Raw genomic sequence first — 13453 nt, forward strand, 5'->3', positions numbered from 1 at the left:
GCGCGCATCGGAGGCCTGAAGCACAGAAGCTGCCAACAAAGAGGCAGCGTAATGGATAATGTGTATACTGGGGCCTGTTTTTAACATCATCTGTTACAGAGGACTATGTATGGGTGGTATCAGTATTTGGCAGTTGTTGATTATTGCAGTTATCGTCGTGCTGCTGTTCGGAACGAAAAAACTCGGTTCGATTGGCTCCGATCTTGGGGCCTCGATCAAAGGTTTTAAAAAAGCCATCAGCGATGATGATAAAGAGGAAAAGCAGGATAAATCGGCACAAGATGCAGATTTTCCAGCGAAATCCCTCTCTGATGATGCAAAATCCAACGACGCTAAAAAAGACGAAAAACGTCACGACAAAGAGCAGGTGTAATTCGTGTTCGATATAGGTTTTGGCGAACTATTACTCGTTTTTATTATCGGTCTCGTTGTGCTGGGGCCGCAGCGTCTGCCTGTAGCCGTGCGTACTATTGCGGGCTGGGTCCGTGCATTACGCTCGCTGGCGACAACGGTGCAGAATGAATTGACGCAGGAACTGAAGCTTCAGGAGTTCCAGGACAGCCTGAAAAAGGTTGAGAAAGCGAGTCTGGAAAACCTGACGCCGGAGTTAAAAGCGTCAATGGACGAACTGCGCCAGGCGGCGGAATCGATGAAGCGCTCATACAGCGTTCACGATACGGAAAAAGCGAGCGATGAAGCAAATACCATCCATAACCCGGTGGTGAAAGAGAGCGAAGCTCAGCACGAAGGCATTACGCCGTCTACCGCTGAGCATCAGGTCAGCGCGCCGCAGCAAGCTCCCGAAACCGATGAAGAGAAAAAATCGCCGACGGTGAGCCCGGCGGTAAAAGAGACGGCTCCGGTTTCTGACTCATCACCTTCTTCAAGTGATAAATCCTGAATATGGCTGTAGATGATACCCAACCGCTTATTGCGCATCTTATAGAGCTGCGTAAGCGTCTGCTGAATTGCATTATCGCCGTCATGGTGATTTTCCTTGCGCTGGTTTATTTCTCGAATGATATCTATCAGCTCGTTTCCGCTCCGCTCATCAAACAGATGCCGATCGGGGCGACAATGATCGCTACGGATGTTGCCTCACCGTTTTTTACCCCGATCAAGCTGACCTTTATGGTGTCGCTGATCCTCTCGGCGCCGGTTGTTCTGTATCAGGTGTGGGCGTTTGTTGCCCCGGCGTTGTATAAGCATGAGCGTCGCCTGGTCGTGCCGCTGCTGATCTCCAGCTCGTTGCTGTTCTATATCGGCATGGCATTTGCCTACTTTGTAGTGTTTCCGCTGGCGTTTGGTTTCCTGACGCATACCGCGCCGGAAGGCGTGCAGGTTTCTACTGACATCGCCAGCTATCTCAGCTTCGTCATGGCGCTATTTATGGCTTTTGGCGTCTCGTTTGAAGTGCCGGTAGCCATTGTGCTGTTGTGCTGGATGGGCGTAACCACGCCTGCTGATCTGCGACAAAAGCGTCCTTATGTGCTGGTCGGTGCATTTGTAGTTGGCATGCTGCTGACGCCGCCGGATGTCTTCTCGCAAACGCTGCTGGCGATACCAATGTATTGCCTGTTTGAAATTGGCGTCTTCTGTGCTCGCTTCTATGTCGGCAAGCGCCGTATCCGCGATGATGAGAACGACACAGAAACCAGTGAAGAGTAACAAACCGCCCGTCAGGGCGGTTTGTGTATGGGGAAGAGCATGTTTGATATCGGCGTCAATCTGACTAGTTCGCAGTTTTCCAGAGATCAGCGCGAGGTGGTCGCGCGTGCGCAGGCGGCAGGCATCACGGGCATGTTGATAACTGGTACCAATCTGCACGAGAGTCAACAGGCTCAACAGCAGGCGCAGCGCTATCGTCACTGCTGGTCAACAGCGGGTGTGCATCCTCATGACAGCAGCGGCTGGACGGCGGAAACCGCGCAGGCTATCCGTGCACTGGCATCATTGCCGGAAGTGGTGGCAGTGGGGGAGTGCGGGTTGGACTTTAATCGCAATTTCTCCACACCGAGTGAACAGGAATACGCCTTTAGCGCCCAGTTGGCGCTGGCTGCTGAACTAAACATGCCTGTTTTTCTGCATTGTCGCGATGCGCATGAACGCTTTCTGGCGTTGTTAGATCCGTGGCTGAATACGCTGCCAGGCGCCGTGTTGCACTGCTTTACCGGTTCGGCGCAGGAGGCCAGAGATTGCCTTGATCGCGGTATGTACCTCGGGATTACTGGCTGGGTGTGCGATGAACGCCGTGGGCAGGAATTACGTGAAGTGGTGCCACTGATTCCAGCCGGGCAGCTGCTTATCGAAACGGATGCGCCTTACCTGCTGCCGCGCGATCTGGTGCCGAAGCCCGTATCGAGGCGTAATGAACCGGCGTTACTGGGACATATTCTCGCCACGGTCGCATCGCTTCGTGGTGAAGAGGTCCGGTGGCTGGATACGGTGACGGATAAAAACGTGCAGCGTCTGTTTGGCATCGCGTTTTAACGCCGCTTCAGGCCTTACGGAAATCGGTATTTTTGACGCTTTGCAGCACCTGCTTATTCAGCATATGCAGCAGCAGCATCGAGCGTGTTTCGCCGTCAGGCTCCTTAAAAATGGCCTGCAAACCTTCAAGTGCGCCTTCGGTAATCACCACATCATCGCCTGGAAAGGGGGTTTCGGGATCCGTCACGCCTTCCGGTTGATAGACCGAAAGTTGATGGATAACCGAAGGGGGAACGCGGGCCGGGTGCATACCAAAACGCACGAAGTGGCTGACGCCGCGCGTGGCATTAATGGTCGTGGTATGAATCACCTCGGGATCAAACTCTACAAACAAATAGTTGGGAAAAAGCGGTTCATTCACAATTGTGCGTTTGCCGCGTACGATTTTTTCCAGGGCGATCATCGGCGTCAGGCAACTGACCGCCTGGCGTTCGAGATGTTCCTGGGCGCGCTGAAGCTGGCCTCGTTTGCAGTAAAGTAGGTACCAGGATTGCATAATGACTCTTTTCCGTAAGTTCGGGCGAAAGAATACCAAAACCGCAGCATGATGGCTAAGTTCATTATAACGTCCACGCCAGTTGTTGTTGAATTTCACGTCGATTTAACAAAAATACAGCAACCTCAGATTGAACACCGTATAATAAAGCGCTTATCTGGAGGCGATAATACACCGCATGAAATACAACGACCTACGCGACTTTTTGACATTGCTTGAGCAGCAAGGGGAACTGAAGCGCATCACGCTTCCGGTTGACCCTTATCTGGAAATGACCGAAATAGCCGATCGTACCCTGCGTGCCGGCGGCCCGGCGTTGCTGTTTGAGAATCCAAAAGGGTACGCGATGCCGGTGCTGTGTAATCTGTTCGGTACGCCGCGTCGTGTCGCGTTAGGTATGGGGCGGGAGGATGTCAGCGCGTTGCGCGAAGTGGGTAAGCTGCTGGCGTTCCTGAAAGAGCCTGAGCCGCCAAAAGGTTTCCGCGATCTCTTCGAGAAGCTGCCGCAGTTTAAACAAGTGCTGAATATGCCGACGAAACGTCTGCGCGGTGCGCCCTGTCAGCAAAAAGTGTTGCAGGGCAATGAAGTTGATCTGACTGCCATTCCCATAATGCAGTGCTGGCCGGATGATGCTGCACCGTTGATTACCTGGGGGCTGACGGTGACCCGTGGCCCGCACAAAGAGCGGCAGAACCTGGGGATCTACCGTCAACAGCGGATCGGTAAAAATAAGCTGATTATGCGCTGGCTCTCCCACCGTGGCGGGGCGCTGGACTTTCAGGAGTGGCAGGCTGCGCACCCCGGCGAACGTTTCCCGGTGTCGGTTGCGCTGGGCGCCGATCCAGCAACCATTCTTGGCGCGGTAACGCCGGTGCCGGACACGCTCTCTGAATACGCTTTTGCCGGGCTACTGCGCGGTACAAAAACTGAAGTGGTGAAGTGCATTTCTAACGATCTTGAAGTGCCTGCCAGCGCGGAAATTGTACTGGAAGGCTATATCGAGCCGGGAGAAATGGCCCCTGAAGGGCCGTATGGTGATCATACGGGTTACTATAATGAAGTTGATAACTTCCCGGTGTTTACGGTAACGCACATTACCCGGCGTGAAGACGCGATTTATCACTCCACCTATACGGGGCGTCCGCCCGATGAGCCGGCGGTTCTGGGTGTAGCGTTAAACGAAGTGTTCGTGCCGATCCTGCAAAAGCAGTTTCCTGAGATTGTCGATTTCTATCTGCCGCCGGAAGGCTGCTCCTATCGTCTGGCCGTCGTGACAATGAAGAAACAGTACGCGGGCCATGCAAAACGCGTCATGATGGGCGTCTGGTCTTTCCTGCGCCAGTTTATGTACACCAAGTTTGTGATTGTGTGTGATGACGATGTTAATGCGCGCGACTGGAATGATGTGATTTGGGCGATTACCACCCGTATGGATCCCGCGCGGGATACGGTCCTGGTGGAAAACACGCCGATTGATTACCTGGACTTTGCCTCGCCGGTTTCCGGTCTTGGCTCAAAAATGGGGCTGGATGCCACCAATAAATGGCCGGGGGAAACCCAGCGTGAATGGGGACGCCCAATCAAAAAAGATCCTCAGGTGACGGCGAGAATTGACGCCATCTGGGATGAACTGGCCATATTGAATGACGTAAATAGACCCGACAGAGAGAGCGCATGACAACCTTAAGCTGTAAAGTGACCTCGGTAGATGCCATCACTGATACCGTATATCGTGTCCGTTTAGTGCCGGAGGCGGCTTTTTCGTTTCGCGCTGGTCAGTATCTGATGGTGGTAATGGATGAGCGAGACAAGCGCCCTTTCTCAATGGCATCCACGCCGGATCAGCATGATTATATTGAACTGCATATTGGTGCGTCAGAGCTGAATCTCTATGCCATGGCGGTGATGGAGCGCATTCTGAAAGATCGAGAAATTGTTATCGACATTCCGCATGGCGATGCCTGGCTGCGTGATGACGAGGAGCGTCCGATGGTACTGATCGCGGGCGGTACCGGCTTTTCTTATGCGCGTTCGATCCTGTTGACCACCCTCGCGCAAAACCCGGACCGTGAAGTCAGCATTTACTGGGGTGGGCGCGAGGAGAAGCATCTATACGATTTGGCCGAGCTGGAAGCCCTGTCGGTGGATCACCCCAATCTGCGCGTGGTACCGGTGGTTGAGCAGCCAGAAGAGGGCTGGCGCGGTCGTTCCGGCACGGTGCTGGCAGCAGTGATGCAGGATTTTGGTTCGCTTTCCGAACACGATATCTATATTGCAGGTCGTTTCGAGATGGCGAAGATTGCTCGTGACTTGTTCTGCAATGAGCGTGGTGCGCGTGAAGATCGCTTGTTTGGCGATGCGTTTGCGTTCATTTGATCAAAAAAGCCCGCCCCTGACAGGCGGGAAAAACGGCAACTACATTCTCTCTTTGCCATACGTCCCATAGCTGTGTTGGTTACCTTCATTCATTCACCCCGGTCACATAGTAATCTATGCTCCCGGGGATTCATCCAGTTGGAACCCATGGCTTCGAGATAGAAGCGTTATACGCGTTCAAACACTGTAGCTATTCCCTGACCTAAACCAATACACATCGTCGCCAGACCAAGCTGGGCATCTTTGCGTTCCATCAGATTCAGCAGCGTGGTGCTAATACGCGTACCTGAACACCCCAGCGGATGGCCGAGAGCGATTGCACCGCCGTTCAGATTGATCTTCTCGTCGATCTGCTCCATCAACCCAAGATCTTTTATGCACGGCAGGATCTGTGCGGCAAAGGCTTCATTCATCTCAAACAGATCGATATCGCTGGCGGTCAGTCCGGCTTTTTTCAGCGCCAACTGCGAGGCTGGAACCGGGCCGTAACCCATGATTGACGGATCGCAGCCGACCACCGCCATTGAACGGATACGAGCGCGCGGCGTCAGGCCTAATTCGCGGGCGCGGTTGGCACTCATGACCAGCATCGCGGAGGCGCCATCCGACAGAGCGGATGATGTTCCGGCTGTAACCGTACCGCTAACCGGATCGAAAGCGGGTCGCAGCGTGGACAACGCCTCGACGGTTGTTTCCGGACGGATCACTTCGTCATAGTTAAACTGCTTCAATACGCCATCGGCATCGTGGCCGCCAGTGGGAATAATCTCGTTTTTGAACGCGCCGGATTGCGTGGCCTGCCAGGCGCGGGCGTGGGAACGTGCGCCGAACGCATCCTGCATTTCACGGCTGATGCCATGCATGCGCGACAGCATTTCGGCGGTCAACCCCATCATGGCCGCCGCTTTTGCGACGTTGCGGCTCATGCCTGGATGAAAATCGACGCCGTGACTCATTGGCACGTGACCCATATGCTCAACGCCTCCCACCAGACAAACTTGCGCATCGCCGGTCATGATCATCCGCGCAGCATCATGCAGCGCCTGCATTGACGAACCACACAGCCGGTTGACGGTGACGGCGGGAACGGAATGTGGGATTTCCGCCAGCAGCGCGGCGTTGCGAGCAATGTTGAAACCTTGCTCCAGCGTCTGCTGTACGCAGCCCCAGTAAATATCGTCAATAGCGCTCGCTTCCAGCGCCGGGTTACGTGCCAGCAGGCTACGCATCAGATGGGCGGAGAGATCCTCCGCGCGTACGTTGCGGAAGGCGCCGCCTTTTGAACGGCCCATCGGTGTGCGAATTGCATCGACAATGACAACCTGTTCCATTGTGACTCCTTAAGCCGTTTTTAACTCGCCCACCGGGCGCGCAGGATCTACTGCAGGGTAATAAGGCTCGTTGCGGCGCGCTTTTTCGCACAGCCCGGCCGGTACTTCATACAGCGGTCCGAGATGCTGATAGTGCTGTGCCATATCGAGGTATTTTGCGCTGCCGATCGTATCCAGCCAGCGGAACGCACCGCCGTGGAACGGTGGGAAGCCTAGACCATACACCAGCGCCATATCCGCTTCGGCAGGGCTGGCAATAATGCCTTCTTCAAGGCAACGCACCACTTCGTTAACCATCGGGATCATCATACGGGCGATAATCTCTTCATCACGGAAATCCTGTTTGCCTTTGCTGATTTCGGCCAACAAATTGTCAACGGCGCTGTCTTCTTCTTTCTTCGGCTTGCCTTTGCTGTCTTCTTTATAGCGCCAGAAACCGAGACCATTTTTCTGCCCGAAACGTTGCCTCTCAAACAGCGCATCGATGGCATCGCGGTAATCTTTCTGCATGCGCTGCGGGAAACCGGCCGCCATCACCGCATGAGCGTGATGTGCGGTATCAATGCCCACAACATCCAGCAGATACGCTGGGCCCATCGGCCAGCCGAACTGTTTCTCCATCACTTTGTCGACTTTGCGGAAATCTGCGCCGTCGCGCAGCAACTGGCTGAATCCTGCGAAGTAAGGGAACAGTACGCGGTTGACGAAGAAACCTGGGCAGTCATTAACCACGATCGGCGTTTTGCCCATTTTGCTCGCCCAGGCCACCACTTTGGCGAGGGTTTCATCGGACGTTTTTTCACCACGAATTACTTCAACCAGCGGCATACGATGGACCGGGTTGAAAAAGTGCATACCGCAGAAGTTTTCCGGACGTTTCAGCACGCTGGCGAGTTCGCTGATGGGAATAGTGGAAGTGTTTGATGCCAGTACGGTATCCGGACGGACTTTGGCCTCTGTTTCCGCCAGCACCGCTTTTTTCACTTTCGGGTTTTCCACAACAGCTTCGACCACCACGTCAGCGCGTTCAAAACCGGCATACTCTAGTGTGGGCTGAATGGTCGCAATCACGCTGGCCAGTTTCAGACCGTCGATTTTGCCGCGCTCGAGCTGTTTATTCAGCAGCTTGCCTGCTTCATTAATGCCGAGTGCAAGGGATTTCTCGTTGATATCCTTTATTAATACCGGCACGCCTTTCCAGGCTGACTGGTAAGCAATGCCGCCGCCCATAATGCCTGCGCCAAGTACCGCAGCCTGTTTGGGCGTTTCGATATTTTTGGTCAGTTTCTTCGCCTGAGCTTTTACATATTGGTCGTTCAGAAAAATCCCGACCAGCGCACGGGCCTCGTTTGTGTGGGCGAGTGGAACGAAGCTCTGGTTTTCTAGCTTCAGCGCTTCGTCGCGGCCAAATCTTGCCGCAGCTTCAATGGTTTTGACCGCGGTGAGCGGCGCCGGATAGTGTTTCCCGGCGGTTTGCATTACCATGCCTTTGGCAATGGTAAAGCTCATAGCAGCTTCAATTTTGTTGAGCTTAAGTGGCTCCAGCTTCGGCTGACGCTTTGCTTTCCAGTCCAGATCGCCGTTAATTGCCTGCCGCAGAATGGCGATTGCCCCTTCACGCAGTTTTTCCGGCTTCACAATTCCATCCACCAGGCCGATTTTCAGCGCTTGTTCGGCATCAACATCCTTCCCGGCCGCGATGATCTCCAGCGCGCTGTCCGCACCCAGCAGGCGTGGCATACGTACTGAGCCGCCAAAGCCTGGCATGATACCAAGTTTGGTTTCCGGCAGGCCAATACGTAGGTCCGGCGTTGCCAGACGATAGTCTGTCGCCAGCACGCATTCGCAGCCGCCGCCAAGCGCATAGCCATTCACCGCAGAGACCGTTGGGACGGGCAAATCTTCCAGGCGGTTAAACACGCTGTTGGCAAAGTGCAGCCACTGGCTCAACTGCTCTTCCGGCACGAGGAACAGGGAGAGGAATTCGGTGATATCCGCACCGACGATAAAGGTCGCTTTCTCTGAACGCAGCAGCAGCCCTTTTAAATCTGATTGCTTTTCCAGTACGGCCAGCGCTTCGCCAAGGCTGGCGACGGTAGCGGTATCAAGCTTGTTAACCGAGCCGGGCGCATCAAACACCAGTTCCGCGATGCCATCTTCCAGCCAGTTGAGGTACAGATTATTGCCTTTGTAGAGCATGTCAGTCTCCTGAATCCAGCGATGATCTGGTCGTACCAGATGAAACGGAGTGTGGTTTTTATGTTAATAAATTGCAAATAAATGATTAAAAATTGCCGAGCGGATCACGCTCGGTGGAAATCACCCAGTGGCGGGCAGGTGTGCTAAGATGCGGAGACTTAAGGTCGCAATAAACAGAAGGAAAAACGATGGATTCCCTGGCAGCGCTTTATAAAAATCATATTGTTACGTTACAGGAGCGCACCCGTGATGTGCTGGCGCGCTTTAAGCTCGACGCGTTACTTATTCACTCTGGCGAGCTATTTAACGTCTTTCTTGATGACCATCCCTATCCGTTTAAAGTGAACCCGCAATTTAAAGCCTGGGTGCCGGTGACGCAGGTGCCGAACTGCTGGCTGTTGGTGGATGGCGTGAATAAGCCGAAGCTATGGTTCTACCTACCCGTAGATTACTGGCACAACGTTGAACCGCTGCCGACTTCATTCTGGACCGAAGAGGTTGAAGTGATTGCTCTGCCGAAAGCGGATGGCATTGGTAGCCAGTTGCCTGCGGCGCGCGGCAATATCGCCTATATTGGCCCGATTGCCGAACGCGCGTTGGGCCTCGATATCGCCGCCAACAATATCAACCCGAAAGGGGTGATCGATTACCTGCATTACTACCGTGCCTACAAAACCGATTATGAGCTTGCCTGCATGCGTGAAGCGCAGAAAACGGCGGTAATGGGCCATCGCGCGGCGCATGAAGCCTTCCAGTCCGACATGAGCGAGTTCGACATCAATTTGGCTTATCTGACCGCGACTGGCCATCGTGATACCGATGTGCCTTACAGCAATATTGTGGCGCTGAACGAGCATGCGGCGGTGCTGCATTACACCAAACTTGATCACCGGGCGCCGGCTGAGATGCGTAGCTTTCTACTGGATGCTGGTGCGGAATACAACGGTTATGCTGCCGACCTGACGCGTACCTGGGCTGCGAACAGCGACACCGATTATGCGCAATTGTTGAAAGACGTAAATGAAGAACAGCTGGCACTGATCGCTATGATGAAAGCGGGCGTCAATTACGTTGAGTACCATATTCAGTTTCATCAGCGTATCGCGAAGCTACTGCGCCGCCATCAAATCATTACCGATATCAGCGAAGAAGCGATGATTGAGCAGGACATCACCGGGCCGTTTATGCCGCACGGTATTGGACATCCGCTGGGGTTGCAGGTGCATGATGTCGCGGGCTTCATGCAGGATGACAGCGGTACACATTTGGCGGCACCATCAAAATATCCTTATCTGCGCTGCACGCGTGTACTGGAGCCGCGTATGGTGTTGACCATCGAGCCGGGCATCTACTTTATTGACTCGCTGCTATCATCGTGGCGTGAGGGGCCGCTCAGTAAACATTTCAACTGGCATAAAATCGACGCGTTAAAACCGTTTGGTGGTATCCGCATCGAGGACAACGTGGTTATCCACGAGCACAGCATTGAAAATATGACGCGGGATCAGAAGCTGGCGTAATGGAGAGCTGGTTGATACCGGCTGTGCCGGTCACCTTTAGCGAGGAGATCAAAAAGAGCCGTTTTATCACACTGTTGGCGCATACCGACGGTGTGGAGACGGCGAAGGCGTTTATCGAAACTGTTCGGGCGGAGCACCCGGACGCCCGCCACCATTGTGTGGCGTGGGTTGCCGGGCCGCCGGATGATTCGCAGCAGTTGGGCTTTTCTGACGATGGAGAACCGGCGGGTACCGCAGGGAAACCGATGCTGGCTCAGTTGATGGGCAGTGGTGTCGGCGAAATTACGGCAGTTGTGGTGCGTTATTATGGCGGCGTCTTATTGGGAACTGGCGGGCTGGTGAAAGCCTACGGCGGCGGCGTCCAGCAGGCGCTGAATCAACTCGCGACAACCCGCAAAATGCCATTAACCGAATATACTCTGTGGTGTGATTACGCACTGTTGAGCGGAGTCGAAACGTTGCTTGAGCAATTTGAGGGGAAAATTGTTGCGAGCGAGTATCAGGCTACCGTGTATCTGCGGGTGGCGCTTCCTCACAGCAGATTGGACGCATTTTCGGCAAGGCTCGCTGATTTTAGTCGTGGCACATTGCAATTGTTAAAAACTGAAGAATAATCCCCATCTGATTTTCTGAACACCTAAGGAAGCGGCAGAGATGCATTTTCGCGCCATAACTCGAATCGTTGGACTGCTGGTCATCCTCTTTTCCGGAACGATGATCTTACCTGGACTGGTAGCCCTTATTTACCGTGATGGCGCGGGCCGTGCATTCACGCAGACCTTCTTCGTTGCACTGGTGATTGGTTCCATTCTTTGGTGGCCGAACCGCCGCGAGAAGCGGGAATTGAAATCCCGTGAAGGTTTTTTGATCGTCGTGTTGTTCTGGACGGTGCTGGGGAGCGTGGGTGCGCTGCCGTTCGTCTTTGCCGAAAGCCCGAATCTGACGGTGACGGATGCTTTTTTTGAATCCTTCTCTGGCTTGACAACGACCGGGGCGACCACGCTGGTTGGGCTGGATTCATTGCCGCACGCGATTCTTTTCTATCGCCAGATGCTGCAATGGTTCGGCGGGATGGGAATCATCGTGCTGGCGGTGGCCATCCTGCCCATTCTGGGCGTGGGGGGGATGCAGCTCTATCGCGCCGAGATGCCGGGGCCGCTGAAAGATAACAAAATGCGCCCGCGTATTGCGGAGACGGCGAAAACCCTGTGGCTTATTTATGTGCTGCTTACGGTAGCCTGCGCGCTGGCGCTATGGTTTGCCGGAATGCCAGCTTTTGACGCCATTGGACATAGCTTTGCCACTATCGCTATTGGTGGTTTTTCCACGCATGATGCCAGCATTGGCTATTTCAACAGCCCGACGATCAACACCATCATTGCTATCTTCCTCCTGATTTCCGGGTGTAACTATGGTTTGCACTTCTCGTTGCTGAGCGGGCGTAGTCTGAAAGTTTATTGGCGCGATCCGGAATTCAGAATGTTTATCGGCGTACAACTGACGCTGGTGGTCATCTGCACCGTGGTGCTGTGGTTCCATAATATCTACAGCTCGGCGTTGACAACGATTAATCAGGCTTTCTTCCAGGTGGTCTCTATGGCGACCACTGCCGGGTTTACGACTGACAGTATCTCCCGCTGGCCGCTTTTCTTGCCGGTATTGTTGCTCTGTTCTGCTTTTATCGGCGGCTGCGCAGGTTCGACGGGCGGCGGTCTGAAGGTGATCCGCATTCTGCTGCTGTTTAAGCAGGGCAACCGCGAACTGAAAAGACTGGTACATCCGAATGCGGTGTACAGTATTAAGTTGGGGAATCGTGCATTGCCGGAACGTATTCTTGAAGCTGTGTGGGGCTTCTTCTCCGCTTATGCGCTGGTATTTATCGTCAGTATGCTGGCAATCATCGCCACGGGGGTTGACGATTTTTCTGCATTTGCTTCTGTGGTTGCGACACTCAATAACCTTGGGCCGGGGCTGGGCGTGGTAGCGGATAATTTTGCCAGCATGAATCCGGTCGCCAAGTGGGTACTCATCGCAAATATGCTATTTGGTCGTCTGGAGGTCTTCACGCTGCTGGTACTGTTTACCCCAACCTTCTGGCGCGAATAATGGAGTGTGACGTGAAAACATTAATTCTTTTCTCGACCCGGGATGGGCAAACGCGGGAGATTGCTTCTTATCTGGCTTCAGAGCTTAACGAGCTTGGCGTCTGCGCGGATGTGGTTAACCTGAATCGCACACAAGAGATTGACTGGAGTAAATATGAGCGAGTGGTCATTGGTGCGTCCATCCGCTATGGGCACTTTCATCCGGCGTTGGCCAATTTTGTGAAAAAGCACCTCTCACAATTAAATGAGCTGCCGGGGGCCTTCTTCTCCGTCAACCTGGTCGCGCGCAAACCGGAGAAAAGTTCGCCGCAAACGAACAACTATACGCGTAAGTTTTTGCTGTCGTCGCCCTGGCAGCCGGATCGCTGCGCTGTATTCGCCGGTGCGCTGCGTTACCCGCACTACCGATGGTATGATCGATTGATGATCCAACTGATTATGAAAATGACGGGGGGGGAAACGGATAGACGTAAAGAAGTTGTCTATACCGACTGGCAGCAGGTGGCGAAGTTTGCCCGGGAAATAGCTCAGTTAAACAGCAAATCGGGCGTTTAATGGGCTCTGCGCCTGAAAAATGAGCGAACGATAATTTTTTTGAATTTTATGCTTGTCAGCCGGAATTAACTCCCTATAATGCGCCTCCACTGACACGGCACAACGGCAAACACACCGGCCTGTCAGGTGAAGAAATCTGAAAATAACCAGTTGACTTCACGGCGGGAAAGCGTAATATGCACACCCCGCGCCGCAGCGAAAACACAGCGGCACTGCTCTTTAACAATTTATCAGACAATCTGTGTGGGCACTCAGGTGACATGGATTCTTGATGTCTTCGGACAAAAAATGAATACCAGGTCTCTCGGGTGAACACGTAATTCATTACGAAGTTTAATTCGATGAGCATCAAACTTTAAATTGAAGAGTTTGATCATGGCT

General features: G+C 53.6%; 13 protein-coding genes. 10 read left to right on the top strand and 3 right to left on the bottom strand.

Translation table 11 applies throughout. The features are described from left to right. Positions 1 to 109: 109 nt before the first annotated feature. From tatA to tatD, 4 genes are read left to right on the top strand one after another with little or no spacing between them, the layout of a single operon-like run. The gene (gene tatA / locus GA0061070_RS11075; protein ID WP_090136115.1) at positions 110 to 373 is read left to right on the top strand and encodes a Sec-independent protein translocase subunit TatA; all 264 of its coding nucleotides are present in this window, start codon (positions 110 to 112) and stop codon (positions 371 to 373) included. 3 nt (positions 374 to 376) lie between these two features. Further along, positions 377 to 901 carry a Sec-independent protein translocase protein TatB gene (gene tatB / locus GA0061070_RS11080; RefSeq protein WP_090136117.1) on the top strand — a complete coding sequence of 175 codons (525 nt, stop codon included), beginning with the start codon at positions 377 to 379 and terminating at the stop codon, positions 899 to 901. 2 nt (positions 902 to 903) lie between these two features. Beyond that, complete coding sequence (tatC, locus tag GA0061070_RS11085; protein WP_090136119.1) at positions 904 to 1668, top strand: Sec-independent protein translocase subunit TatC; 765 nt, start codon at positions 904 to 906, stop codon at positions 1666 to 1668. A 39-nt stretch (positions 1669 to 1707) separates the two neighbouring features. Further along, the gene (gene tatD / locus GA0061070_RS11090; RefSeq protein ID WP_090136122.1) at positions 1708 to 2490 is read left to right on the top strand and encodes a 3'-5' ssDNA/RNA exonuclease TatD; all 783 of its coding nucleotides are present in this window, start codon (positions 1708 to 1710) and stop codon (positions 2488 to 2490) included. Between the two features lie 7 nt (positions 2491 to 2497). Here the strand turns inward: tatD and rfaH are convergent, their stop codons facing one another. Beyond that, positions 2498 to 2986: a transcription/translation regulatory transformer protein RfaH gene (gene rfaH / locus GA0061070_RS11095; RefSeq protein ID WP_035889526.1), complete on the bottom strand. Its 489-nt coding sequence runs from the start codon at positions 2984 to 2986 to the stop codon at positions 2498 to 2500. Positions 2987 to 3164: 178 nt separating this feature from the next. Between rfaH and ubiD the strand changes: the two genes are divergently transcribed. Both ubiD and fre read left to right on the top strand, forming a co-directional pair. After that, complete coding sequence (ubiD, locus tag GA0061070_RS11100; protein WP_244153100.1) at positions 3165 to 4664, top strand: 4-hydroxy-3-polyprenylbenzoate decarboxylase; 1500 nt, start codon at positions 3165 to 3167, stop codon at positions 4662 to 4664. Then, positions 4661 to 5362, top strand: a complete 702-nt coding sequence (gene fre / locus GA0061070_RS11105; protein WP_090136126.1) for an NAD(P)H-flavin reductase — start codon at positions 4661 to 4663, stop codon at positions 5360 to 5362. The genes ubiD and fre overlap by 4 nt, the downstream gene beginning before the upstream one ends. Positions 5363 to 5529: 167 nt before the next feature. Here fre and fadA read toward each other — a convergent pair whose 3' ends face one another. Continuing rightward, the gene (gene fadA / locus GA0061070_RS11110; RefSeq protein WP_090136128.1) at positions 5530 to 6693 is read right to left on the bottom strand and encodes an acetyl-CoA C-acyltransferase FadA; all 1164 of its coding nucleotides are present in this window, start codon (positions 6691 to 6693) and stop codon (positions 5530 to 5532) included. Positions 6694 to 6702: 9 nt separating this feature from the next. Next, positions 6703 to 8892 (bottom strand): fatty acid oxidation complex subunit alpha FadB, encoded by a 2190-nt coding sequence (gene fadB, locus GA0061070_RS11115; protein WP_090136129.1) that lies wholly within the window; start codon positions 8890 to 8892, stop codon positions 6703 to 6705. Between the two features lie 188 nt (positions 8893 to 9080). On the opposite strand from fadB, the gene pepQ reads away from it, so the two are divergent. From pepQ to hemG, 4 genes are read left to right on the top strand one after another with little or no spacing between them, the layout of a single operon-like run. Next, the gene (gene pepQ / locus GA0061070_RS11120) at positions 9081 to 10412 is read left to right on the top strand and encodes a Xaa-Pro dipeptidase (protein ID WP_090136131.1); all 1332 of its coding nucleotides are present in this window, start codon (positions 9081 to 9083) and stop codon (positions 10410 to 10412) included. Next, positions 10412 to 11026: an IMPACT family protein gene (locus GA0061070_RS11125; protein ID WP_090136133.1), complete on the top strand. Its 615-nt coding sequence runs from the start codon at positions 10412 to 10414 to the stop codon at positions 11024 to 11026. Before pepQ ends, GA0061070_RS11125 begins: the two co-directional genes overlap by 1 nt. Positions 11027 to 11066: 40 nt before the next feature. Then, positions 11067 to 12518, top strand: coding sequence for a Trk system potassium transporter TrkH (trkH, locus tag GA0061070_RS11130; RefSeq protein ID WP_090136135.1), 1452 nt, complete (start codon positions 11067 to 11069; stop codon positions 12516 to 12518). An 11-nt stretch (positions 12519 to 12529) separates the two neighbouring features. After that, positions 12530 to 13072: a menaquinone-dependent protoporphyrinogen IX dehydrogenase gene (gene hemG, locus GA0061070_RS11135; protein WP_090136141.1), complete on the top strand. Its 543-nt coding sequence runs from the start codon at positions 12530 to 12532 to the stop codon at positions 13070 to 13072. Positions 13073 to 13453: the final 381 nt, after the last annotated feature.

It is taken from the genome of Kosakonia oryziphila, from assembly GCF_900094795.1.
GTDB classification, from domain to species: domain Bacteria; phylum Pseudomonadota; class Gammaproteobacteria; order Enterobacterales; family Enterobacteriaceae; genus Kosakonia; species Kosakonia oryziphila.